The organism is Pseudomonas sp. GM30 (assembly GCF_000282275.2).
GTDB lineage: Bacteria > Pseudomonadota > Gammaproteobacteria > Pseudomonadales > Pseudomonadaceae > Aquipseudomonas.
On the sequence record NZ_AKJP02000002.1, the window covers coordinates 72854 to 96410 of the forward strand.

Below are 23557 nucleotides of genomic sequence, written 5' to 3' on the forward strand. Positions count from 1 at the left end.
TTAGCTCATGGTCAATTTCAAACCAATGACTCTCGTATTGCGTTCTAGCTTTTGATTCGGAATCTGTTATAAAACAAGCCCCGGTTTTTAGCCGGAGCTTGAATAGAATTACATCTCATTAGGACTTCCGTCCTCCACCGCTATGCTCCCCACCTTTTTTGCCTGCTTCAGACGCCTTTTCACGGTCATCGGCAAAATTTCCGCTGCGTCCGCTGCCTTGGCCACCACTGGTGGATTTATCGGCCGTTTGGGAATGCTGGCCACCAGAAGCTTGACCTCCTTTTTTGCCCGCTTCAGAGGCCTTTTCCCGATCATTGGCAAAATTACCGGGCTTGTCCTTTCCTGAGTTAGCCATTTCTGTCACCTCACAGTTGGTATACGAGCATTAGCTCGTTCAATTGGGAGGCTGCAAGGATGTAAAAGTTTGCACGAAATGCTACGTGCGGCGACGAGCGGTCACAAGCGTTGGTTCAGAAAATCTACTGAACATTTGGCTACTTCCGTCACAACTTTTCTTCTGTTTTTACGATTACTGCGCAACAAAACTTCCTGATGTTTTACTACGCTTTGAAAACACGACATCGTATGAGAAACGGGGGTCAAATGACCGAGCATATCATTCATTTTCATTGCCAGATTGACCAAACCACGTCTGAACGCTTTCGAGACTGCTGTCTTGAGGCCATTGATCAAGGCGCAACCTCTCTGCTGCTCAATCTTTCCACGTCCGGCGGAAGCACTAATTTCGGATTCACGCTCTATACGTTCTTAAAATCACTTCCGGTTCCACTGTGTGCCATAAACGCGGGCAATATCGAGTCAATGGGTATCATCATGTTTCTTGCTGCTGGGAGGCGGATTACGTCTCCTCATTCGCGATTCCTCATTCATCCGATGACCTGGTATTTCAGTCAAAGCTCGGTCGATCACCAACGGCTGCGTGAATATCTGTCGAGTCTAGATAACGACCTTGCCCGCTACGTTCAAATCTACGCCCTTGAAACGGCTGAGGCAGCGACAAAGCTTGATATTTTTCACTGCTTATCCGCTGAAGAGAAAGTCATTGCCGCTCACGAGTCACTCGTCTACGGGATCGCGCATGAAATGAAACAAATGGTGTTCGCCGATGACATAAAGCATTGGAAAGTAAGCGGCGCTTAACTCTTCCACCCCGCATTTTTCATAGGCCGGCATGGCATACCACAATAAAATTTTGGGCAAATTAGGACTTATCGGCGAAGAACAGCGGCAGCGCTCAAAAAAACAAGGGTGAAAGGAGCAAAAATTTGGCTTATCTGAATTGGGTGCAATGGCCCGCAATGGTTGTGACTGTGGTCGCCGCATGGCTAATTGGATCACAACGTCCTAGGAGACGGGTGATAGCATTCGTATGCTTTGGCCTAAGCAATGCACTATGGGTGGTGTGGGGAGCATATGCGGGAGCCTATGCACTGATCGTTTTGCAAATTTGCCTATTTCTTATGAACCTAAGGGGATTTTGGAAAAACCTGACAGGCAACTCTAAGAAGACTACTCAGGATTGACGATGTAAACCTAAATTCTTTTTAAAGCCTCGGGCATTCATTGCAAAAAGTATGCACTCAAGAACAGTCAACGCATAAGCATCGGCATGTAGTCCCCAGATGACCCACAATGTATTACTCATTATGAACCCCCAAAACGCGATCATTCGGCGGTAGGCTCTTTGGGAACCAATGAACCACGCAGAGACCAAGGTCGCTAACATTGCAGGCCATTGCACATAATCGAAGTACTCCATCTGACTCCCCATCCCACTCTGCTAAAGAGAGATGCCGGCACTGACTTTCGTATTAAGCACAGGCATTCCGAGGGATATTCCGAGCTTGGCCAAGTACTCACCAAATCCATCGTGACATTTAAAATTTCTGCGCGCACTGGTGACCACTGGATTAGTAGCTGTCCAAACAATCTGAGCGGCTATCCTCTCAAGGTTTGCGACCAGATGAACATCCTCGTGGGCAGCAAAATGCTGGAAACCGCCGGCTTTTCGATAGGCCTCGGCGCTTAGGCCTAGATTGGCGCCATGAATATGCCGATGGTTTTCAACAAATTGATAGTGCTCCATATATTTTGAGCGAACCAATTCACCATGTTCTTCCCAGCTATCTACCACAACCGTCCCACAGACAGCATCTGCTCCGAACTCGATCTGCCGGGCCAACCAATCTTGTGGTACGACCGTGTCGGCATCCGTAAAGGCCAGCCACTGCGCGCCAGCGTCCAGCAAGTAATCTGCGCCAGTAGCCCGCGCCCTTCCAACATTCTTAAAACAAACATTGATCCCACTGACGCCAAGAGCCAAAACAATCTCACCAGTCCTGTCAGAGCAGTCGTCCAGGACGACCACCACGGTGATCTTTCGACGTGCCAATGCGGGGTGAGCAGCAGCAGACAGGACAGAAGATAGACAGGCAGTGATATGACATTCTTCATTGTGGGCAGGTATCACAACACCGATCATAAACGTGAGCTCCGTTTGCCAGATTTACAGACTCCAGCGATTGACCTCGCCTGATTCCAATAGGTTTAAAATATTGGCTGCGTTCCCCCGCCGGCGACCGCTAGTCATTTGAGCCTTCTTCCCTTTGAACTTACGCTGTCCGTGCCCTCTCTTCACCTTACCTCCCTCTAGAGTAAGGAAAGGACGTTATGAGAGCACTCACGTATCACGGCGCGCATAGTGTAAAAGTCGACACTGTTCCAGATCCGATCATTGAGTCCAGCGACGACATCATTCTTCGCGTGACCGCAACAGCGATTTGCGGATCTGACCTTCATCTCTACAGAGGAAAAATTCCAACCGTCGAGCACGGCGACATCTTCGGTCATGAATTCATGGGTATTGTCGAAGAAACCGGTTCAGCGGTGACCTCCGTACAAGTGGGCGATCGGGTGGTCATTCCCTTTGTCATTGCCTGCGGCAGCTGTTTTTTCTGCGCCATGGATCTTTTCGCTGCCTGTGAGACAACAAATACGGGGCGCGGAGCGATTGTCAATAAAAAGGCAATACCACCCGGAGCAGCTCTTTTCGGCTTCAGTCATATGTACGGCGGTGTGCCTGGTGGGCAGGCTGAATATGTGCGCGTCCCTAAGGCCAATACTGGGCCATTCAAAGTTCCTGGCACGCTGTCGGATGAGAAAGTCCTATTTCTATCCGACATTCTCCCGACCGCCTACCAGGCTGTGACGAACGCCGGCATTGGCACGGGCTCTAGCATTGCAATCTATGGCGCAGGCCCTGTGGGATTGTTGAGCGCAGCCTGTGCAAGGATGCTAGGTGCCGACCAAATTTTTATGGTTGACCATCATCCCTACCGCTTGGCATATGCGCAGAAAACTTATGGCGTCATTCCAATCAACTTTGATGAGGACGACGATCCCGCCGATACGATAATCCGACAGACGAAAGGAATGCGTGGTGTAGACGGCGTGGTCGATGCCGTTGGATTCGAAGCTAAAGGAAGTACTACAGAAACCGTACTTGCCACTCTCAAGCTGGAAGGAAGCAGCGGAAAAGCTTTACGTCAATGTATCGCTGCCGTCCGACGCGGTGGCATTGTGAGCGTCCCAGGTGTCTACTCTGGATTCATCCATGGGTTCCTTTTCGGGGACGCATTCGACAAAGGACTCACCTTTAAAATGGGGCAAACCCATGTACATCGATTCCTACCGGAGTTACTTGACCACATCGAGACAGGCCGTCTTTCTCCAGAAGTAATCATCAGTCATAGGATGTCGCTGGAGCAGGCTGCCGAGGGATATAAAATTTTTGATAAAAAGGAAGATGAGTGTCGAAAAGTCATTCTGACGCCTGGCGATAGCCAAGTCGTTTTACCCGTCAACGATGGCAATGGGACGGTGCTCGCTATATAAAAATCACGGTAGGGAAAAGGACAAGAAGACCCTGTGGTGAGCCAGGAATTCTTGTCCTTTTTTATCTGGGGGATTAAACCGCCGTGACGTCAACCAAGTCGGTTCTAGAATCGTGGTGAGCGAAAATCCGTAACCGAAAGCGTATACTTTACACCTATCGTAATTGCGAAAAAGCACTCCACCATGTCCAATCTGCATTCAAGTGACAAGCGCACGTAGATGGGAGCACCAGCATAGAACGGCCTATTTCATTGGAAAGCGCGATCGAATGAATCGAAAGCGGCTCGATTTGCTGAAAAGGCACCTGCCATTTTGTCCTGGTACTCATCGTTCAACTGATCTTAGCACACCGCTAGCCGAGTGCCGGGTACAACGATATTGTTGAGATATCCACCGACTATAGCTTTCCGGCCCAGATCTCAGGCTTGCGCGCAGTCCAAGGCATCGCACGCTCCAACTGACCTGCCAGACGCAGCAGCACGTCCTCTCGACCAAAGCCGGCTGAAAACTGCATGCCTATAGGCATACCACTTGCCGAATCAAACGCTAGTGGCACAGACATAGAAGGGGTTCCAGTCACATTTGCTAATGCAGTGAATGGCGAGTGGGTGAATACGCGATCAATCCAGCCCCTGCCATCCAAATGCTCCTGACCTTCGTTATAGCTGCCTATTGCAGGGGGCAGCGCTGGCAGAGTCGGACTCAGCAAGATGTCATATTTGCAGAAGAAGGTACCCATGCTACGGGTAACAAGATTTCTCAAATACATAGCCTCAAGCAAATCGATGGCGGTTAGTCGACTTCCCATTTGGTGCAGCGAAAGAGTGGCAGGCTCAAGAGTGTCGGGATCGATGGGGCGGCCGGTTCGCGCGGCGATCGCGTTTATCCAGGCAGCAGTATTTGCTGACCAGAACCGGGCATTCATTTCAACAAAACTTTCCCAGCTTAGATTTATATCCAAGCAAACCTCGTCCACGCTATGACCCATGCTTTGGAGCTGAATCGCAACATCGCGAGTGGCATTTGCGACGGGTTCAATGGAGCGTGTGGCATTCAGCGGGTGCAGTAGAAGGCCAATCCGTAGCGAACCTGGCTCGCGAGACGTTTCCGATAAATAGGAATGCTGCGGCTTAACGATCTCAAAGGGATCACCCACAGCTATCCCCTCAATAGCATCCAGTAAAGCGGCACTATCGCGCACTGTTCGGCTAACGACGCCATGTACGGCAAGCCCGGCCCACACCTCATCCACCGCTGGCCCCATTGAAACTCTGCCCCGGCTGGACTTAAGCCCGAATAGTCCGGCTGAGGCTGAGGGTACTCGGATTGAGCCACCGCCATCGGTAGCATGGGCAGCAGGTACTAATCCGGCCGCTACGGCAGCGGCGGAGCCCCCACTTGACCCACCAACGCTGCGGCTTAAATCCCATGGATTACGAGTCGGCCCCGAAAATATGGCTTCAGTGGTAGTGCTGGCGGCCAATTCCGGAGTGGTAGTTCTACCGATGGTAACCAGCCCTGCCTGCCGTAAGCGGGTCATCAGGATAGAATCCTCGTCGGCGATGCACCCCGCTGCCAATCGACTACCCAGCTCATTTAGATGCCCCTTGGCAGTTAGGCCCAAGTCCTTAACCAGAAAGGGTACGCCCTTAAACGGCCCAGTAAATGCCCGGGGTTCATTCCCCCAAACCTCGACCAATGCATTGATCTTTGGGTTGAGCTGATCAATGGCGGAAAATGCTGCGGCACTGACTTCGGCTTGAGTGACTTGACCGCTATCGATCAGCTCAGCTAGACCCAGCGCATCGTATTGAGCGTATTCAGCGGTTCTCATTGCATTCTCCGAGCCATTCACCTGGCAAAAGCGGTATGATTTGTACTTATCAGTATCGAGCAATACCGATGAGTATATTAAGATACCATAAGGTATCGCCGTCAAGCGGAGAACACCATGCGTCCCGAAAGAATTCCACAGTTAGCTCCCAAAGAAAGAATTCTCGATGCAGCCGAGGAGCTATTTTTCACGGAAGGCATCAGTCGGGTTACGGTAGATGCCATCGCGGCAAAGGCCAAATCGACCAAGATGACCGTCTACCGGCATTTCGAATCGAAAGACGCGCTGGTTCTTGAGTGGCTTCGGTTGCTCGTGGCCAAATATTCGGAAGTTTTTGAAGTGCTTTCGGCACAGCACGCTGGTGATCCCAAGGCGCAAATTCTTGGGTTCGCGCAATTCATCGTGAATGACCTTTCGGCTGCGTCGTATAGGGGCTGTCCTTTCATTAACTCATTGGCGGAGATTTCTGATCCAGGAAATCCCGCCCGCCGACTCATCGAAGAACATAAAAAGCGCCAATTCCTGCGGTTGATGGCTCTCTGTGCCGAGGCTGATTTGCCAGAGCCAAACGAAGCGGCGATTGAACTCACTTACCTGATGGAGGGGGCCCAAGTCGTTTCGCAGAACAAAAGCATCTCGGGCGTCGGTGAAAAGCTCATGAAGATGGTTCGGAAAAAAATCACTGGGTAGATCGAGAGGCCGCTGACCGCTGCCTACTTGCTAGACCGTCGTGCTAACGAATCACCTATGACGTAGCCACTCGGTACTTTCATTGCACACTGCGTTGTCAGGCGCTTGAGTACATCTTTGAGTACAGGTCATGCGCATTGATACGTGCTTACTGAATCAAACTCACGATAAGCACAGTGTGGCTGTGCCGCACTGAACACCGCGATTTCCTTGGCTATCGCCGTTTCGGTACCAGCGCGCACGTCTATCGGATCAGTGGCCGGCCAATGCAGTCCATGCGAACCATTGCAAAAGGTCTCGAAGAAGGTTGCACAGGCAGCAGCGGTTCCAGTGGAACAGTTCACTGTGACGGTGCCGTGCGGGGGGCTAAATCTCAACATGGATATCTGATGATGCGTGCGAGTATGCCCCGGCCAGCGGCACCGTGACGCAATAGATGAGGGTTGGAGCGCGGTGCTTTTCTTCGCTTGCATGCGAATCCATTGTTTACGGGGTTTGCATCGAGGTAATGGCTGAATGCGGCGCTGGAAATCGAAGATACTTGCTGGAACGATCTAGCTTTGAAGGATTTGAATACGATCGGCGTGTGGGTTGCATGAAATATCTGATGAAAACGCCAGAAATGGTGACCACTAACTGCACACCATGCCATGCCATGCCTTGCGTTGCGGAGCTGAGTGGAAGCATTGGCCGGACGTATACCTGTAACCTAGACTCCATCAGAATGCATGAAAAAAGCACACGATTATGAAACGCGCATACAATCAGAAAGTGGCTGATCACCCGCCAACCTTGTCGCCCGGTTAAGGAATTCCTAAATTGACCTTCAAATGGGAAGAGATTCCCCCCATTGATGGAACGGTAGTCGTCATAGAAGACGATCCGATTTTGCGAGCATTGATGGAGGAAATCGTGTCGGAGGTTGGAGGGGAAGTGATGTCATTTGGCACTGCGGATGACGCGCTAACCTATCTGCTTCAGAACGCTGAAAACTGTCGCTTGGTAATAGCAGACCATGGCGTCCCTGGCCAAGTCAAAGGGCTTGAATTTATCAATATCGTGCGGCATCGGTGGCCTACAGTTGCGACCATTCTGACCTCTGGATACCTGATAGATCCTTGGTCTGTTCCAGATCCTTGTATTTATCTACACAAGCCATGGGCATTGGATGAATTGGTGATCGCTATGGCAACATTGCTGCAGAAAGGAGATACGAACCAGAAAACATGATCTGCAGCAACGCTCCAGATGGTCTATACAAGCTTCGTTCACCCTTTGACAAAGTCGCTTCAACGCGATCTTTCCAGAATTGATCTGTCGCTGAATCAAACCAGCGTCTACGAACAATGCATCACATCCAACCCCCATTTGTAGTTGACGCGAGATGGGCACGAGCCATTCAAATGTGTGCACACTATCAAATCCAGCGCTTCAACCACTTTGAATCCTTGACTCATTCGAATGAAAGCTGGTTTTGCTGGCAATCATCTCACCGCGCAATTCCCCAATGAGATTGGCGATCGCTCGACTTGAAGTGAGTGGCCTCGACGAAACACCCGTGACCAACAGCTCAACCTGACCCGACGATGGTTCGGTGACCTTGATCATAAGCGAACCATCCACATTCATTGTGCATGAGCATGATAGAGGCAGGAAGCCGCATTCAATGATGTGTCGGAGTTCGAGAGTGGAGATCATGACGTTTTATCCAAGGGCAATTTCATTTAATTGTTGTGTAGGAAAGACGTCCGTCAAGCATCGAAAGGAGCATTATTGACAACATTTTGGAATTATCCTCCCTGAAACAAGGCATTTTAGGTGCAGCGCTCGTCAGCCTTAAGCGAGGTTGTACAGCAGGAGCTTGAGCCGTGCTGATTGAACCACATGTGTTCTGCCTGCAAAGCAAAAATTCTCTCATTCGTGACGACCCCCACTGCGCGGAAGGCACGTTCAAAAAAAATGTAAAATCGCTGGAATTTTTTCTTCTGACGCTACTCATTTGGCTATGAGCGTAAGGAGGAACTCATGAAGCAAACAGAAATTTTTGTCGTCGAGTACAAGCTTCATGGTCATTCCAAGTCATTTGTCATCCGCACAAAAAAAATGCGCAATGAGGACGCATGGCACTGGGCGAGCTGTGATGCCGGTTTAGCCCCCATTCCTAAGCCTGGCAAACCGCCCTTAAAAGTCATGTCGAGGCCGCAGGCCGAACGATTTGGCGTGACAGACGTAAAATGGCGCGAAACAGCTGCCTTGGAATGGATGGACGGATAAATCTCGTGCGGCCGCGGCAGATTTTCCAGCATTACTTTTTGCCCATCAGGTGGAACCAGATGATCAAACAGATAGGAAACACTCTAATCCGTAACTATCATCGCGCCAGCTGTCATTGTGGAGCAGTTGTTCTGGAGATCTACCTGCCAGAAGGCGTTCCTGCGCCAAGCTACTGCGACTGCTCGTTCTGCAAACGGAAAGGCGCAATTGGCGCAGCTATAGCATCCTCTAGTCTTCGGATTATTCAGGGCGAAGAATGGTTAACGACTTACAAATTTGGTGGGGAGATAGCCGAGCATTTCTTCTGTCGCAATTGCGGTATCCACACGCACCATCGAAGAAGTAACAACCCCGCCGAATTCGGGTTTAACGTAGGCTGCTTGGAGGCGGTCAATCCCTTCGACTTAGAAAACGTTCCTATCGAGGACGGCGGGCCATGGCAAAATCCGTGATGCGGCCGGCGGCAATAATACGCCAGTCATAGAGAACTGAAGTTATGCTGAGCACCGACAAGCGAGCGCCAAATCGCCGCATAAGTCCTAGGGGGTATACTGAAAAAATAGGGTTCGACAGTATCACTGATAATTGGATTCACGCTCATTAAAACAAGGGCGACTCGTCAAATCCCAAGCCTGTCGTCGATTCACCGCGCAACAGGCCACTCTGCTTGTAATACCAGTGAACGATAATGTCATTGGCTGCGTGAATTCCGGGCCAGGCATTAAGTGATGTACGTATTCCCAATACAAATTTCCCGGCGATCCGGCTTCATTCTAAAGAGGTGATTGAAACTTTTTCCATATGAAAAAAAGTGACGATGTTTCCACCGTCACCGAGAGCCAGATCTCGAAACTTTTCTATTTAGGCTTCTTTTCCAATGTCGCGGCTTGATTACCGCCTTGCTCTGCAATCTTGGTCAATTTCTCGTCAGCACCTTTCTCCTCAACGAGTGTGGCGCCCAATAGTGATGCTGCATCGTCGAGTTTTAGATGCTTCGCCATCGCTATCAAGGTGCCATAGGCAGCAATTTCATAGTGCTCCACTTTTTGCGCTGCGCCTATCAGTGCGGCGTCAAGCACTGCACCTTTGTCGATTTCCTCCAGCAGCTCCTTTGACTCTTCAACCAAGCCCTCCATGGCGACGCATTTCATGCGCTTAAGTTTTATTCCAGTTAATTCCACGAGCTGATCAATGCGCTCAATCTGCCCGTGGGTTTCTTCCAGGTGAGAGGTGAAGGCCTCCGCTAACAAAGGGTTGGTCGCAGCCTTCGCCAAACGTGGCAATGCTTTGGTAATTTGCTTTTCCGCGCTGTAAACATCGGACAGCTCATGGATAAACAAATCTTCAACAGTTTTTCTAGCCATTTTCAGACTTCCTTATGGTCAGTATGGCGTCGCCCAATATGGCGTCCGCATGGGATTAACCTGCAAGTAAAACTGGCCGTGCATGGAGACTGACTCGCTTCAAAGAAGAGGTGTTCAGAAAATCTTTGAAATGACGGATGGGAGGCATTGAGTCAACCCAAAGCAGTATCTAGGAACATCATCACCCCAAAACCGAGCATCAACCCCAAGGTCGCAGGTGTCTCATGTCCATTACGATGGGTCTCAGGAATGACCTCGTGCGACACCACAAAAATCATTGCGCCCGCCGCTAAACCGAGAGCTATGGGATATCCCAATGCGAAGCTGTTGGAAATCCCCAAACCGACGATGGCGCCTATGGGTTCCATCAACCCTGAGCCAACCGCAATGAGAGCTGCACGGAGCGCTGAGATGCCTGTCACACGTAACGCTAGTGCGACCGCAAGGCCTTCGGGTATGTCCTGGATGGCGATGGCAGTGGTCAGCGGCAGTCCGACCTTCATATCGCCGTTGGCGAAGCTCACTCCAATAGCCATGCCTTCCGGCAGGTTATGCAGCGTGATAGCCAGGACGAATAGCCAGACACGATTGATACGCTGCGCTTCCGGCCCCCGCCGCCCACTTTTCTCATGTTCGTGTGGAACGAAACGATCAAGGCCGATCATTAGGGCTACGCCCAATCCCAATCCCGCAACAACTACGCATGCAGCGACCAGTTGATTACCGCAAAGCGTCCGAGCCGCTTCTATACCAGGGAGGATGAGTGAGAAGGAGCTGGCGGCCAACATCATGCCGGCAGCGAAGCCCAGCATGATGTCTTGTGTGCGGGCGGCGATGTCTCTTAACGCAATCGCCACGAAAGCTCCCATGGCCGTCGCAGCGAACCCTGACAAGCCACCGAAAAATGCGAAGTGCAGATTTTCTTTATTGGCACCGATGAAGGCGCCATATCCGCTGATGAGCAAGAACACTGTCACGCAAATCAGAATTGACCAGAAAGCGCGTCCGCCCCATCCAGTTCCTGAGAACCGGGCGAACCAGGAGCGAAGTGGTGCGCCGGATGGGGTCAACGGCTCGGACATGGAAACCTCCTACTTCCTTGAATTGTGCTTTTCAGCAAATCCGGAAAGCGACCGTAGGAACTGACGGGATACGCGCTGCGCGTCACGTTCAAAAGCGACACTGGTGGCGAAGAGCATCTCGGGAACAGTTGGAGTTCGACGCGCTGATTTTCTGGAAACCATGATGTGAGTCTCTCTGAATTAGATGGAAAACCGCACGCCAGATGGCGTGCGGCTGCTTCTTCAACGTTGTGGTTCGCCTTGTACCCCCGCCCCTAAGTCCGCCCCTGTGATCGGATTGCTGTCTGGGTCGGACATAGTCCTGGCTTTCATATCCATGAGCAGCGCTTCGTCCTCAGCGCTCAATTGCACGGATGCGGTGCCGTCCCCACCATCCACTGCAGGCGCCGGATCTTCCACGAAGTCCCAATCGTCCCCTTCGTTCCAAGGGCCGCGAGTGCTGCCCTCGCCCTGCGACATGTTGAAGTAGACGTTGGTGAACTCCGGCATGCCCGGCAGTTTGCCCTGAGGGAAATTTGGCTGGATGGAGTGCAATGCTTTTTCGAAAGATAACTGGTGCGCGATTTCACGCGTCATCAAAAATCCTAGGGCCTCCTTCACACCGGGATCGTCGGTAACATTCATCAAACGCTCATAGACAATTTTTGCTCTCGCCTCAGCGGCGATATTTGAGCGCATGTCTGCTGTGGGTTCGCCGATGGTGTCGACGTAAGCCGCTGACCAAGGTACGCCTGCCGAATTAGTCAACGGAGCACCGGCGCCGTACAACAGACTGGTGATGTGGGAATCGTTGCCGGCGCCGTTGATGGCGCGATAAAGCTCGCCTTCTTCCTCGACACCTTCGGCCATTCGTCCTTTGGCACCCTTGTTCAACATCACGATGATCGACCCGACAATCTCAAGGTGACTGAGTTCTTCGGTGGCGATGTCCATCAGCAGATCCTTTCTGCCTGGATCATCTTCTGCCAACGCTTGAGTGAAGTAGCGGGAGGCCGCTGCAAGCTCACCCTGAGCTCCCCCAAACTGTTCAAGTAGTAAATTTGCTAACCCAGGATTTGGCTGGGCAACCCGCACGGTGTATTGAAGTCGTTTGTTATGTAGGAACATGACATTCTCCTCAGGCGAATCAGGGCTGCGGTTCACTCGGCAAGAGACCGAATGCCAACCCACAATCATCTGAAGCAAATGCGTCTGGGTTAATTTCAAAAACCTTCTGCACTAGCGACCAACGGATGCTGCTTACCCTTTGCTGTGTTCAGGCGACGATGGGCCTTCTTTAATTCCCCGAGGCCCTGCAACGCCCCAAACGATTAGCCCAATAACTGGGAAGACGAGAAGACCGATCGCCCAACCGGCTTTGACTCCCACGGTCTTTTCACTGCGAAACACGCTCACTATTGCCCACAGATCAACGAGCAAAATGATCACCGCGACGGCAATTGCGAAATAGCTGGTAGCTTCCGACATGGTAAAGCCCTCCTCGAACTCATAACACTTAGGCCCCACGTATTCAGGGGTGTTCAAGTAATCTCGCCAAATACATATCGAATGACGGGAATCAGTCATCCTGGGTAATAATGGAGATCTTGCCGTTGCGCTCCAGGATTGCGAATTTGATCTCTTCAAGCTTCTCGATACCTTGGCTGGAACGTGCTGCCTCCATCACATCCGCTTCTAACAACCGCGCACGACGAAGACGCTCGTGAAGGAGTTTCCCGTTTTCAACGATGATGGTTGGCTCGCCATCAATAAGCCGTGAGACCCAGCCGGAACGTTGTTTGAGCAGGGAGAGCCCCACGTCTATGGCGATCAAAGTGACGATAACGATCATCGAATTGGTCAGTGAAAAATCATCGCCCAAAAGCGCTTGCTGAGTCGCCTCCCCAATCATCATCAACAAAACAAAATCGAACGTGGTCAGCTCCGCCAAGGAACGCCGTCCAGCGATTTTGAATAGCACCATTAATGCCAAATACATGGCGCACGCACGTAACACCGAATCCATAAGTCACCTAAGGGAAAATGAACTGATCAAGCCGTACGCCGTTGGTACCTGGTGAAGCGATCTGACTGCGGAAAAAGCCGAGGCCATCCCCCCGCAGTGTCATGTAAAGCGTCGCATGACCATCAAGGTCGGCCTGGAGCCAGAGCCTGATACCCTGTGAAGAGCTTCTTGAGCGCAGAGGTTCAGGTTGCAATGTTTCAATACTAAAACCATCCAACAACTGGCCTCCCAACTCCAGTTCCACTGCCGAGTTCGGCTTAGCATTTACAGTGATTTTCATGGAGTTGGTGGATCCATTACGATGAAACATTTCATATTCCACCCTGAGCTTTCCATCATCACTATGCACATCTTTCGAACTGATCAACCCTCTGGAAAAAACGCCCCCTAAGCCCAACGCTACAACCAACACAAGCACGTACCAGCCAACGCGCTCGAATCGCCAGACCTTCAGCTGAAACGCCATGTTTTCACGTATCGGAAATTTCCGACTGCGCAATTCCGACCGGTCAGGATCACCTCTCATCGAGTTCCACCTTTGCTCTGCTTCAAGAGGCGTTGATGAAAACGAGTCAACCACTTCAAGGCATATTCGGTCGCTTGCTTCTGCACCTCACAGCGTTCGCCAGAAAACAAATGCTGGTGACTGAAAACGTAACATTCTTCAGCCTTTTGGAAAGCCCAGGCAAAGCAGATCGTGCCGGCAGGAATACCGTCGATATCCTCAGGCCCCAGAATGCCGGTTGTAGCGATAGCTGCATTGGCGGTGCTGTCGCGCAATGCACCAGTCGCCATCTCACGTGCGACTTGTACGCTGGTTAAATTGAAGCGCTCGATGGTCTGCGGGTTGACGTGCAATAGGCGCTGTTTAGCCTGTGGAGAATAAACGACGTACCCGCACTCGATGTAGTTGCCGCTACCAACTACCTCGGATAACAGCGTCACAATCTTACCAGCGGTGCATGACTCTGCTGTGGTGAGTACCAAAGCATTGGAGCGTAGATAATGGACGGTATCGTCAGCGATAGACATGATCTGCTTGACCTCAGTGTTGACCCCTCCGGCAACGCACGTCCAAACGCTCCGCAAAGATTAAATTGAAATATGCGCCACCTGGCCAACCTCATCAGATCCAACCAAGCCCCTTCAGCATCCATCAGATACTGGCGATACGTGGCCCTAGACTTCCAACGTGACCAAACTTGATCGTTTTACGAATGAAAATCGATTCTTGATCGCTCGCATCTCTTCCATCACATCTTCCAAGTTAAGCACTCTAAACTTCAATTTGGCTGCGAACCGTTTTCAAGAATCGATAATCTGAACACTGAAAAAACGGAAGCCCCTGCCAGGGGCCCCGTTTGCGTAACTTACGAAGTGCCTAATCCGCGCGAGATGTCCGCACTCGTTGCGGTCATAGAGCTTTCTGATGCCTCACCTTCTGTGTCCGCATGCTCCGTCGTCTTCGTGACGCTGTCGCGTACTGCTTCGTAGCCTTCCTGTGCTTGTTTCTTAACCTTGTCCATCAGGCCAGCACTGGTTCGACCCAAGAAGCGTTGCTCTGTTGAGGTAGTGGGCAGAACCGCGCCAATCATCGCACCCAAAGCGATACCTGCCGCTGCTATTACCAACGGCTGTTCGCTGAGTACCTGATTAAACTGCTGTCCAAACACATGAGTCGTACGATTCAATCGGTCGCCTACATCATGCAAGGTATGACTAAGGTTCTCACCAGCGTCGCTAACGCTATCCCCAAGGTGACTCGCCTTGCTTTTTAAAGACTGATATCCGTCTTTCAATGAGTCGGCGGTGTGATGTACGCTGTCGCGCACGGTATCGAGTCCATCAGCTAACCCATCCGCCCACTCACCAGTTTTGTCCTGATCCGGCCCGGTGCGATAGACTGGTGCGGCAGACGCCGGGCGATTTTGACTCATCATCATCCACAGCAACCCAATTGAGGTCAGTACCGCAGGCACCGGATTATTGCGGACACTGGTGCCGAGATTGGTGATGAACGTTGATCCGTTGTTTTGCATCATGTCCCATGCCTGATCAATCATCTGACCGGGGGTGAACTTACTTTCAAGCTTGTCGACTATATTGCCGATGCTTGCGCGCTGCGCATCAATTTCCCGCTCAATCTGTTCAGGGCTTTTTTCAGTTTCGAATTCCAGATCACTTTTCATGAGACTTTCCTCCGCAGCGCTTCCTGATCTTTATTCAAGGCGTCCAGCGTCCGGTCGGGCTTCAAGTGGGACGGTTCGAATTGTTTTTTGCCTGACTGCAGCATCGCGAAGCCGATGATCATCACGACAACACCGACAATGAGCGCAGCCAGCCACGGAGCCATGAATAAGCTCAATCCGTAGACTGCCGACATAAGCAAAATGATAAAGCCTGCCAAAAAGACAATTGCTCCACCCGCCACTGCAGCGATCCCCGCCTTCAACGTGTTCAGGCTGGACTGAAGCTCGACTTTGGCCAGAGCAAGTTCCTTGGTAAACAGAGCAGGTACCTCTCGGGATAATTGTCGTAGCAGGCTAACCACTGATGCATCTTCAGGTTGGATCAAAGGCTTTGAACCGGGCAAATCTGAATCATCTCTGTTCATCACAGTTCTCCTTTCGTATTTTGCGAAGCCATTGCCGTTGACTCGGAAAAGTCCGAAGGATGATCGGATTCGCTCGGCGAGCTAGGTGTGATGCCGGTAGCTAATCCAGGCTGCGGATCGGACGAAGATGGGGAGGACGTCTCGAAAGGACGTTGAGCAGCAAACTTTGGGGAGGGCGGCATTGAGGTGCCCGCTGGATCTTGATCCGCATGGACGGTGGCAGCGTTAGTATTGCCGGCCTTTAGAAACCGTGACAGACCGAAGCCCAGAGCGATGCTGCCGGCAATGAACAATCCGGGATTGCTTCGCGCCAGGTCAGCTGCATCGTGTAGCAGCTGTTCAGCACTTTTTCCCCGAAGGTTTCCTGCCAAACCGGTCATGGACTCTGCCATATCGGTTAAGTAATCGGACATTCCAAGCGTGTCCTTGGCTTCGATTTCGGGAACGAAGCTTTTCGCGCTTTGGGCCAAGGCCTCAATCTGATCGGCAGCAGAGTCACGGTACTGCCCAAATTGCTCATCGGCATGCTGTCTCGCGCCGCCAAGCGCATCGGCAACATCTTTCTTTACGTGTTGAAAATCCTGCGTCTCACCTTCATTGGGGGTGGCTGATGAGCCCCCGGCCGTACGGTCTGAAGTATTCATGTTGTCCCTCGCTTTCTGTGGAAAACGTCTACGGGACTGCGCAGCAAAGATGCCCTGAGCCCCTCACAGCAGAGGACGGGTCAGGCAATAAGAGAGTTCAATACGGTTGATGAGCGTAGATTGAGACCTCGTCAGGGGAGCATTGAACTGCCCTCCTTACGGCTCTGTTTTCGAGATAGACAATGCCCAATGTGCCAATGATTCAGGAGGAGAGGGAACGGGAGGGTTCTGAATTCCTCTTTTAAAAACTGTCTGACGAGCGGTGAAATTGTAAGAAAGAATTTCAGACGTTTTGGATGGTCTACCTCATACCTATTGATCGAGTTCGCAATCATGAAATTTGCACGTTTTTGCCAAGCCCTATCCAACTGGGCTGGCAGCTCAAAAACCTTCCTTGCCGCAATCGCCTTGATAGCGGTTTGGGGGTTGACCGGGCCGTACTTCCATTACAACGACACCTGGCAACTTATCATCAACACGTCTACCACCATCATCACATTCCTGATGGTATTCCTAATCCAGAACACCCAAAACCGCGACAATGACATCCTGCATCTCAAGATTGACGAACTGATACGAGCAACAAAGGATGCCCAAAATGCGGCGCTCTGCTTGGAACAAATGGGCTCAAGAGACCTACGTAAACTCCGCGATCAATACAGTTCCCTCGGGAACAATGAGCAGGTCAATCTGGATTCTGTCGGAGCAGCGCAGTCAGTTAGTATTGTTGCTCCTATTGATTCAACGGATCTTGAATCGGATACGAACCGTATGCAGCGGTAAGGGTCTCGACTTGTCCCCAATTCATGCCACGTGGGGAGGAGATGGAAAGAAGATATAGAGTGCGAATCAATGTTTTGAGCTACGATTTGATCGTTCCCCTCGCTGTTCGCAGCTCGATCAGCTCGTCCCTGATGCGATCGGCGAGGAGGACACTTCCCTCCCCTGTTGACTCGTCGGTTCCAAATGTTGAAAAGGTGCTGTTTAAATATGCACCTCTAGGTCGTGCTCAGTATTCATGTCATGACGGAGCTGAAAAGGGGCGCCGAAGCGCCCAGCGTTGCAAACGTCCTGTCAATACCCCTAGCATCTGAATGATAGGAATTTTTACCGATATTTATCCAGGTGAGTCTCTGCGCCCTCCTTTACCACCGCTTGAGCTTTACCAAAGCTTTCCATCAGACACTTGTATTCTGGGCACACGTGATCAGCGAGTATTTCAGCGAAACGCGAACCTTCTGCGCGATTCCAGGTCTGCATCAATTCAGCCACAATGGCGAATGTATCAGTCGGAATCGCCCCAGCCTGAACTACGCGAGCGATTGTGGTATCAGTTGCCAGCTTGCTCCAGTTCCCGGAAGCGTCAACAACACAATACGCCTTGTAACCCGCTTGAACCGCGCTGACTGCAGGAAAGGCCATGCAAACGCTTGTAAGCGTGCCAGCGATGATGAGCGTCTTTCGACCAGTCTTCTCAACCGCCTCGACAAAGAGAGGATTGTCCCATGTGTTGATTTGGCCTGTGCGCGGTACATATACCGCGTGAGGAGCATGCTGATGGATTTCGGGAATCAGTGGGCCGTTTGGCCCGTCAGGCACCGACGCTGTGGTGATCACAGGGATGTTCAACAGTGTCGCCGTTTTTGCGATAGCTATCACGTAATTACGGAGATCGGGGATGGGCACATCCCGTACAGTGTTAAATAAACCACTCTGGTGGTCGATGAGCAAGATGACAGCATCGTCTGGGTCTAGCATTCCATTTTGGGTGGTCATGTTATTGCCTCGTCTGTCTGTTTTTGACGCTGAAATACCTCACCAAATGCATGAGGCCCTTCAACTCTAGACCAACAAAACGATTGCGTGTGGAAGGCACAATGGAGACATCCTCGGCCTAAAACCATGGCGCCTATGATCGGCAAGGCGAGCAGTACGCTACCCCAACGTGGGTCGTGACTCGTATAAATGCGTGGCATGCTCTAGAGATACATTTGATACCTGCATGTTCGAAATTCTGGAGGGTTGTGATGCCATTGAGCTACAAAAAGCGTGCAACCTACGATGTGATGTCAGGGCACGTTCCGATCGGTCGCATAATCGCCGGGCAATACTATGATTGGCCCTACGACGCTTGGGAGCGAGGTGAAGGGCCGGATCTTTCAACCGTCACGGGCACCTTCGACGGGAAATTTTTTCGCTACAACGGCAGTAAGAATGCTCGCTTCCAGAACGGAGTGCTCATTCGTGAAAGCGACAGTGCCATTTTCAAGCTTGTGGAGTTAGAGCCCTAAGCCGTATGAGCGAGACTCGGTTTGCAATTTAAGAATGCTCGTCCTCGCTTTTGTCTACTACACTGCAAGAAATACGGAGGGCGGATATGAAATTTCTCGTCTGTGGCGTCGAAAGTATAGTGCAGGTAAAATTAAGTGGGTTAGGAGTTGCTGCAATCAAGGATGTCGGAGCTTTCGCATCTTGGTCAATTTTGTTGAAAAGATCGTTTATTCAAAACCGGACTTCAGCATCTGAAATACAAGAAGCTAGTTTGAGCAAGTTCCACTCGACACTTAAACTAATCACACATCTTGTTAGGATTACAACGTGCCAATACTCGAAGACCCTCGACATTGATAATTGCATCAAAGCCCATCATTTAGACATTCTTTCAAGCAAGCAGTTACATGGCTCGCGAATCACCTGCAAAAATCAGCACCTTTGCATAAGCAAGGCCAAGCGAGCGACCGCCCAAGCAAAGCCCAACTTTCATAATAAATTTGAGCTACCTTTTATGCATCGAGAATCTTGACGCTTTTTGATACCAAATCATTTTTTTCATGTCAAGAGTAGCTTTAGAGATTTTTATAAACCTACACCATGATAATGATCATGCTGACGGTTGAACGAGACCACGCTAGCTTATGCAGGCAAGGTTTTTCATAAGGAAATGATGTGAAGCGTGACGTCCATCTTGTTCTTCTGTTATTAGCCATCATTGGTCTCTCCCTTGTTTCTCTGACTACGTGGAAAGTGGGGACTTCAAGAGAAAGGGCCTTGCAAGAGGCTGATACTCATGGATTGAATATTGCTCAGACACTGACTACCTACTCGGAAGGCGTTGTTAGACAGACCTCGCTGCTCCTGCTTGACCTAGTGGAAAGACTTGAAACCGAGGGTAGTGAGCCAATTACAATCAAGCGAATGAACGCTCTCATTGAACAGCAACAGCCGCTAATGCCCCAATTAAGCGGCATCACTATTTACGACCGACAAGGCCAATGGTTGCTATCTTCAAACCAAGCCATTCCCGCTGGGGCGGACAGCAGTGGTCAAGCCTTTTTTATTCACCACTACTCTGACCCATCTCGCGAAACATTTATTGGTTCGCCCATTCGCAGTCACTCAAATAAAGAATGGGTCATTACCATCAGTCGCCGCTTCAACGACACCCACGGTGCCTTCGCTGGCGTCGTAGCAGTTACTCTAGGCGTTGAAAACTTTCTAAAGCTTTTTGGAAAAATCGACCTCGGACGAGATGGAGCCATTGGGCTATCTTCCACTGATGGAACACTTTTAGTTCGGTATCCATTTCGAGAGGAAGACATGGGGCGCAATTTTTTGCATTCGCCGATTTATGAACGTTACCTGGTAGATCAGTCAGCAGGAACGGCATCGTTCATATCGAGTCTGGACGGTGTAGAGCGACTTTATGCTTTTCGCAAAAGCGATGAACAACCATTAATCACCACTGTCGCTCTGGGTAAGCGAGAAGCTTTGACCGCCTGGCGAATGGAGGCAATGTTGTCCTTTGTAGTGGTAGGAAGCCTGATGGTTATCACCGCTATTATCTGTTGCTTGTTGATTAGGCATATTCACAGACGGATCAAAGTGGAAGCGGAATTGCGGATCACTCAGCAACAGCTTGTTTCATCTAATCGGCAATTGGAATTGCTGGCAATGAAAGACGCATTGACGGGACTCGCGAACAGACGCTGCTTTGATGAGACTCTGGCAATAGAAACACGTAGGTCTCGCAGGGAAGGCGTTTCCTTGGCGTTATTGATGATCGACATCGACCATTTCAAGCTTTTCAACGATTCCCTTGGGCACATTGCAGGTGACGCTTGTCTACGATTGGTCAGTAGACTGCTAGAAGAATGCGTACGTCGCCCGCAGGACTTGGTCGCGCGTTATGGTGGAGAGGAGATGGGCATTATTATGCCCAATACTGATAGGGCAGGTGCTACGGTCGTAGCAAAAATGATTTTGAATCGGCTGTTTAAAGAGAATATTTTCCATCCCAGCAGCCCTTTCGCGCGCGTGACGGTGAGTATTGGCATTGCGGTTGCCGATGGAGGCCTGATCCAATCACAGCAGTTGGTCGAAGCAGCAGATGCGGCGCTCTATGAGGCTAAAGCGGGAGGTCGAAATCAGTTCCAGTAACTTGGCCCCTACGAAAAAAGCTATTTTGAACTGCCCATGCAAATCCCGAAGATCCGCAAACGTCAGATTTGGGGTTCCTGAGGCATTCAGCAGTCCATTTGCACCTAAGCGCAGAACGCTTGCACTGATCAGCGAGCCACTTTACTTGCAGACTGTTTTTGCTTTCGTTGGGTGAACCTGTTTGAAAGTTGCCAGCACACCCGACACGCTTTCCAAGCGTACGCTATGATGAAAGGGAACTAACCATAAGGAAGTGACATGCCAGGCATCCGGATGACTGCCATTCTCACGCTTGCGGTGACAATCTCAGCTGCGGCTATTTCTGCTCGTTTCGTAGGAGAGCAGATTGAGTACCTGTATGAAAAGCTTGCTCCACCCGCACAGAATTTTGATTTCGCTACCGATTTTTTGCCCACTGTCAAACCTCTTCCATCCCTAGAAGATCAGCTGACGCAATCTTTTCAGAGCACTGCTTCACCAGCAATGGTGGATTTTCGTATAGAAAAAGCCTTGATTCGCTCATCACAATAATTTCACATTTCCTGGTGTACCGTGGCGAAAGCTCCTTCTGGTTGATCGTCGGCCCGCACCCCCTTGCGGGCCTTTTTTTAGCTGAACATCGTCCAATCGCTATAAGCCCTTCCTCACCTCTCGCGGGTTTCACCCTGTGCTGGTCGTACACCGTGCGCCTTTTCTCAAGAAGAGGTTTTGCCATAAGCTAGGTTCGCCTTCAGCGAGGATCCTGCTGTTGATCCATTACAGCATTGTCAGTTTCTTCCTTGATTCGATCAGGATCGAGTCCGACGTCGTCGTCATCAAGCGGGCGTTCACCTTCATTATCGGGAAGTTCGTCTATCCCGCCTTCTTTGCTTGGGTCGACCTCTGTACGGCCTGGACTCAATGGATCGGGCGATGTTGGTACCGGATCATCCTCTTGCTTACCGCCTTGTAGTCTCGGATCATTGCTCATACACACCTCTCAGTACCCCCAATGTTGGGGGCATGTAGGTTGGAGAAGCTTACGGATAGGGGCGTTCGATTTATTGGCGTACCGATTGTCGACAAGCATGCACCTGCCTTTTGGTCATCTCGCTGGAACGTAACATCTAGCCTTTTCTCTACCTCTTACGTAGGTAGGAGGTGATGGATGAAAATAGTTACACCAGACGGTCGTTATTTCGTTGTCAAGGGCCAGCTGTGGCGTTGCAGCAATCCTTCGCTGACAGAAGAACTTCGGCAGAAACTCGTAAGCGAGCTTATGGCCGCACGGCGTGAGGTAAAAGAAGCTAAGGCTTCGCAGGATACATCGCGAATGAAACACGCTCGGGAAAGAGTACAAAAAGCCAAGGTGGCGCTCGGTGAACGAGGCCCTGTATGGTGGATAGATGGCAGTCCCGATCTCAACAGGCATCGGGTTAGTAAATCCCCTTATGCCGCGTGGTTCAGCACGGTGCCTGAACGCGCGAATAAAGACTGAGTGTCCTATAAACGTTCCGTGCAGGTTGCTGACCACAACATGGGAATACTTCACCGGAACGTCTTGCCGTGTTCAACGCCGTAATCCCGCCTCCAGTACGCGATTTTGCTTTCGATTTCAGGCAACAGCTTGATATAGCACAGGGCTTGCTCAGATCCGTGAGCTAAAGGCCAAGTTAATCCTCGGCTGCCTCACCGGCGTTCTTGGCTTTCCCGTCTCTTTACACCCACCCGAACCTTGCCGCTAAAAATGCTGAAACCGAAGGTGTTGTAAAGAAGAGTTATAGGAATCAGCACAGCAAAACCTATAAGCATGAAAACTTGGCTATTGGGACTCGATGCAGCAGCATGCAACGTTAGGCGTGGTGGAACAATGAGTGGGTAGAGAGTCACGATCATCAAAGCAAAAGCCAATGTGAAAACGCCCAATGCAGCAACCAGTGGAAGAAAATCAAAACGACTTCTCAGTCCCGTCAAAAAACAAATCAATAAAGACATGACTGCTGCAGTTGCGGGTATCCACACACTAGGAGCTGTAAGGCGTTGCGCGTATCGACTGTCCAGTGTCGTAGTCCACCCGACCAAGACCATTAATAAAATGAGCGCGAGAACAGTCAAAGCCTCAGCATGACGCCGGGATCGGCGCTGCAGTTCCCCGAACGTGCGCCAATAAAGCCAGCAGGCCCCCAACCATGTGTAGCCGACTACCAACACCACCCCGCAGTAGAGTGGAAAGGGATTAAGCCATTCATCGCCACTTCCCGCGTATTGGCCAGCGTCATCGGGTACACCCTGTACAAGCGTACCTAGCACAATGCCCTGCGCCCCGCCAGCGAAGAGACAGCCGCACATCTGAAAGCAGCCGACCATACGTTTGATACGCTCATTGGGTGCGTGATCACGATACTCCAGTGCCATCGCGCGCAATATCAAAGCCAAAAACATCACGATAAAGGGGATATAGAGGGCGGGTAGCAAGATAGCGTAGGCCATCGGAAAAAGCGCAAGCAAGCCGCCTCCTCCCAATACGAGCCACGTTTCATTTGCATCCCATATAGGCAAGATCGTAACAGCCATCGCTCGCCTTTCCTCAGGCCTCGATGTGAGCCCCATCAACACCCCAACACCAAGATCGGTGCCATCGAGCAGCACATAGTTGAGCACCGAAAACACTAGGGCTCCGGCAGAGAGCAAGATTACCCAGTCGTTATCCAACATGGGA

General features: G+C 50.9%; 31 protein-coding genes. 13 read left to right on the forward strand and 18 right to left on the reverse strand.

The window, feature by feature from the left end; translation table 11 throughout:
* Positions 1 to 118 precede the first annotated feature (118 nt).
* Positions 119 to 355: a general stress protein gene (locus tag PMI25_RS01580; RefSeq protein ID WP_007961021.1), complete on the reverse strand. Its 237-nt coding sequence runs from the start codon at positions 353 to 355 to the stop codon at positions 119 to 121.
* A gap of 248 nt (positions 356 to 603) precedes the next feature.
* Here PMI25_RS01580 and PMI25_RS01585 point away from each other — a divergent pair, with 248 nt between their 5' ends.
* Positions 604 to 1161: an ATP-dependent Clp protease proteolytic subunit gene (locus PMI25_RS01585; protein ID WP_024164412.1), complete on the forward strand. Its 558-nt coding sequence runs from the start codon at positions 604 to 606 to the stop codon at positions 1159 to 1161.
* A 158-nt stretch (positions 1162 to 1319) separates the two neighbouring features.
* On the forward strand, positions 1320 to 1544 hold the full coding sequence (locus PMI25_RS29565; RefSeq protein WP_443200885.1) for a hypothetical protein: 225 nt from the start codon (positions 1320 to 1322) through the stop codon (positions 1542 to 1544).
* Here the strand turns inward: PMI25_RS29565 and PMI25_RS29570 are convergent.
* Both PMI25_RS29570 and PMI25_RS01590 read right to left on the reverse strand, forming a co-directional pair.
* Complete coding sequence (locus tag PMI25_RS29570) at positions 1535 to 1780, reverse strand: hypothetical protein (RefSeq protein WP_081755176.1); 246 nt, start codon at positions 1778 to 1780, stop codon at positions 1535 to 1537. The genes PMI25_RS29565 and PMI25_RS29570 overlap by 10 nt on opposite strands.
* Before the next feature lie 21 nt (positions 1781 to 1801).
* A complete protein-coding gene (locus PMI25_RS01590; protein WP_007961018.1) occupies positions 1802 to 2503 on the reverse strand; it encodes a glycosyltransferase in 702 nt (233 codons plus the stop codon).
* Between the two features lie 188 nt (positions 2504 to 2691).
* Here PMI25_RS01590 and PMI25_RS01595 point away from each other — a divergent pair, with 188 nt between their 5' ends.
* Positions 2692 to 3915 (forward strand): zinc-dependent alcohol dehydrogenase, encoded by a 1224-nt coding sequence (locus tag PMI25_RS01595; protein WP_007961016.1) that lies wholly within the window; start codon positions 2692 to 2694, stop codon positions 3913 to 3915.
* 397 nt (positions 3916 to 4312) lie between these two features.
* Here PMI25_RS01595 and PMI25_RS01600 read toward each other — a convergent pair whose 3' ends face one another.
* Positions 4313 to 5749, reverse strand: coding sequence for an amidase (locus tag PMI25_RS01600; protein ID WP_007961014.1), 1437 nt, complete (start codon positions 5747 to 5749; stop codon positions 4313 to 4315).
* 117 nt (positions 5750 to 5866) lie between these two features.
* Between PMI25_RS01600 and PMI25_RS01605 the strand changes: the two genes are divergently transcribed.
* Together PMI25_RS01605 and PMI25_RS01610 are read left to right on the forward strand one after the other, a co-directional pair.
* The gene (locus PMI25_RS01605) at positions 5867 to 6439 is read left to right on the forward strand and encodes a TetR/AcrR family transcriptional regulator (RefSeq protein WP_007961012.1); all 573 of its coding nucleotides are present in this window, start codon (positions 5867 to 5869) and stop codon (positions 6437 to 6439) included.
* A gap of 819 nt (positions 6440 to 7258) precedes the next feature.
* A complete protein-coding gene (locus PMI25_RS01610) occupies positions 7259 to 7669 on the forward strand; it encodes a response regulator (RefSeq protein ID WP_045121944.1) in 411 nt (136 codons plus the stop codon).
* A gap of 201 nt (positions 7670 to 7870) precedes the next feature.
* Here PMI25_RS01610 and PMI25_RS27835 read toward each other — a convergent pair whose 3' ends face one another.
* Complete coding sequence (locus PMI25_RS27835; protein WP_081755177.1) at positions 7871 to 8137, reverse strand: DUF1652 domain-containing protein; 267 nt, start codon at positions 8135 to 8137, stop codon at positions 7871 to 7873.
* Positions 8138 to 8464: 327 nt separating this feature from the next.
* On the opposite strand from PMI25_RS27835, the gene PMI25_RS01615 reads away from it, so the two are divergent.
* Positions 8465 to 8713 carry a DUF6555 family protein gene (locus tag PMI25_RS01615; protein ID WP_007961011.1) on the forward strand — a complete coding sequence of 83 codons (249 nt, stop codon included), beginning with the start codon at positions 8465 to 8467 and terminating at the stop codon, positions 8711 to 8713.
* Between the two features lie 59 nt (positions 8714 to 8772).
* Entirely contained in the window at positions 8773 to 9165 is a 393-nt protein-coding gene (locus tag PMI25_RS27840; protein WP_081755185.1) for a GFA family protein, read from the forward strand.
* A 405-nt stretch (positions 9166 to 9570) separates the two neighbouring features.
* Here PMI25_RS27840 and PMI25_RS01620 read toward each other — a convergent pair whose 3' ends face one another.
* The 10 genes from PMI25_RS01620 to PMI25_RS27845 all read right to left on the reverse strand — a co-directional run bounded on the left by PMI25_RS01620 (position 9571) and on the right by PMI25_RS27845 (position 16422).
* Positions 9571 to 10077, reverse strand: coding sequence for a YciE/YciF ferroxidase family protein (locus tag PMI25_RS01620; RefSeq protein WP_007961010.1), 507 nt, complete (start codon positions 10075 to 10077; stop codon positions 9571 to 9573).
* Positions 10078 to 10229: 152 nt separating this feature from the next.
* Entirely contained in the window at positions 10230 to 11159 is a 930-nt protein-coding gene (locus tag PMI25_RS01625) for a ZIP family metal transporter (RefSeq protein WP_007961009.1), read from the reverse strand.
* Between the two features lie 222 nt (positions 11160 to 11381).
* Positions 11382 to 12266, reverse strand: coding sequence for a manganese catalase family protein (locus PMI25_RS01630; protein WP_007961008.1), 885 nt, complete (start codon positions 12264 to 12266; stop codon positions 11382 to 11384).
* Between the two features lie 132 nt (positions 12267 to 12398).
* Complete coding sequence (locus PMI25_RS01635; RefSeq protein WP_007961007.1) at positions 12399 to 12626, reverse strand: PLD nuclease N-terminal domain-containing protein; 228 nt, start codon at positions 12624 to 12626, stop codon at positions 12399 to 12401.
* Between the two features lie 91 nt (positions 12627 to 12717).
* Positions 12718 to 13164, reverse strand: a complete 447-nt coding sequence (locus tag PMI25_RS01640) for a DUF421 domain-containing protein (RefSeq protein WP_007961006.1) — start codon at positions 13162 to 13164, stop codon at positions 12718 to 12720.
* Positions 13165 to 13171: 7 nt separating this feature from the next.
* Entirely contained in the window at positions 13172 to 13690 is a 519-nt protein-coding gene (locus PMI25_RS01645) for a hypothetical protein (protein ID WP_045121945.1), read from the reverse strand.
* Entirely contained in the window at positions 13687 to 14196 is a 510-nt protein-coding gene (locus PMI25_RS01650) for a CinA family protein (protein ID WP_007961005.1), read from the reverse strand. The genes PMI25_RS01645 and PMI25_RS01650 overlap by 4 nt, the downstream gene beginning before the upstream one ends.
* Positions 14197 to 14534: 338 nt before the next feature.
* The gene (locus PMI25_RS01655; protein WP_007961004.1) at positions 14535 to 15353 is read right to left on the reverse strand and encodes a DUF3618 domain-containing protein; all 819 of its coding nucleotides are present in this window, start codon (positions 15351 to 15353) and stop codon (positions 14535 to 14537) included.
* Positions 15350 to 15778, reverse strand: a complete 429-nt coding sequence (locus PMI25_RS01660; RefSeq protein ID WP_007961003.1) for a phage holin family protein — start codon at positions 15776 to 15778, stop codon at positions 15350 to 15352. The genes PMI25_RS01655 and PMI25_RS01660 overlap by 4 nt, the downstream gene beginning before the upstream one ends.
* Positions 15778 to 16422, reverse strand: a complete 645-nt coding sequence (locus PMI25_RS27845; RefSeq protein ID WP_007961002.1) for a hypothetical protein — start codon at positions 16420 to 16422, stop codon at positions 15778 to 15780. The genes PMI25_RS01660 and PMI25_RS27845 overlap by 1 nt, the downstream gene beginning before the upstream one ends.
* Before the next feature lie 333 nt (positions 16423 to 16755).
* Between PMI25_RS27845 and PMI25_RS01665 the strand changes: the two genes are divergently transcribed.
* Positions 16756 to 17205, forward strand: a complete 450-nt coding sequence (locus PMI25_RS01665; RefSeq protein WP_007961001.1) for a low affinity iron permease family protein — start codon at positions 16756 to 16758, stop codon at positions 17203 to 17205.
* Between the two features lie 324 nt (positions 17206 to 17529).
* Here the strand turns inward: PMI25_RS01665 and PMI25_RS01670 are convergent, their stop codons facing one another.
* Positions 17530 to 18198 carry an isochorismatase family protein gene (locus PMI25_RS01670; protein ID WP_007961000.1) on the reverse strand — a complete coding sequence of 223 codons (669 nt, stop codon included), beginning with the start codon at positions 18196 to 18198 and terminating at the stop codon, positions 17530 to 17532.
* A 251-nt stretch (positions 18199 to 18449) separates the two neighbouring features.
* Between PMI25_RS01670 and PMI25_RS01675 the strand changes: the two genes are divergently transcribed.
* The 4 genes from PMI25_RS01675 (at position 18450) to PMI25_RS01685 (ending at position 21390) form a co-directional block, all read left to right on the forward strand.
* Positions 18450 to 18713, forward strand: a complete 264-nt coding sequence (locus tag PMI25_RS01675; RefSeq protein ID WP_007960998.1) for a hypothetical protein — start codon at positions 18450 to 18452, stop codon at positions 18711 to 18713.
* An 86-nt stretch (positions 18714 to 18799) separates the two neighbouring features.
* On the forward strand, positions 18800 to 19225 hold the full coding sequence (locus PMI25_RS28475) for a hypothetical protein (protein ID WP_150113593.1): 426 nt from the start codon (positions 18800 to 18802) through the stop codon (positions 19223 to 19225).
* Positions 19226 to 19368: 143 nt separating this feature from the next.
* On the forward strand, positions 19369 to 20859 hold the full coding sequence (locus tag PMI25_RS01680) for a GGDEF domain-containing protein (RefSeq protein ID WP_007960996.1): 1491 nt from the start codon (positions 19369 to 19371) through the stop codon (positions 20857 to 20859).
* Between the two features lie 273 nt (positions 20860 to 21132).
* Positions 21133 to 21390: a hypothetical protein gene (locus PMI25_RS01685; protein WP_150113594.1), complete on the forward strand. Its 258-nt coding sequence runs from the start codon at positions 21133 to 21135 to the stop codon at positions 21388 to 21390.
* Positions 21391 to 21589: 199 nt separating this feature from the next.
* Here the strand turns inward: PMI25_RS01685 and PMI25_RS27850 are convergent, their stop codons facing one another.
* Positions 21590 to 21829 carry a hypothetical protein gene (locus PMI25_RS27850; RefSeq protein ID WP_081755178.1) on the reverse strand — a complete coding sequence of 80 codons (240 nt, stop codon included), beginning with the start codon at positions 21827 to 21829 and terminating at the stop codon, positions 21590 to 21592.
* A 177-nt stretch (positions 21830 to 22006) separates the two neighbouring features.
* Between PMI25_RS27850 and PMI25_RS27855 the strand changes: the two genes are divergently transcribed.
* Positions 22007 to 22336, forward strand: a complete 330-nt coding sequence (locus PMI25_RS27855; RefSeq protein WP_007960992.1) for a hypothetical protein — start codon at positions 22007 to 22009, stop codon at positions 22334 to 22336.
* 191 nt (positions 22337 to 22527) lie between these two features.
* Here PMI25_RS27855 and cydB read toward each other — a convergent pair whose 3' ends face one another.
* A complete protein-coding gene (gene cydB / locus PMI25_RS01695) occupies positions 22528 to 23553 on the reverse strand; it encodes a cytochrome d ubiquinol oxidase subunit II (protein ID WP_007960990.1) in 1026 nt (341 codons plus the stop codon).
* Between the last annotated feature and the right edge of the window lie 4 nt (positions 23554 to 23557).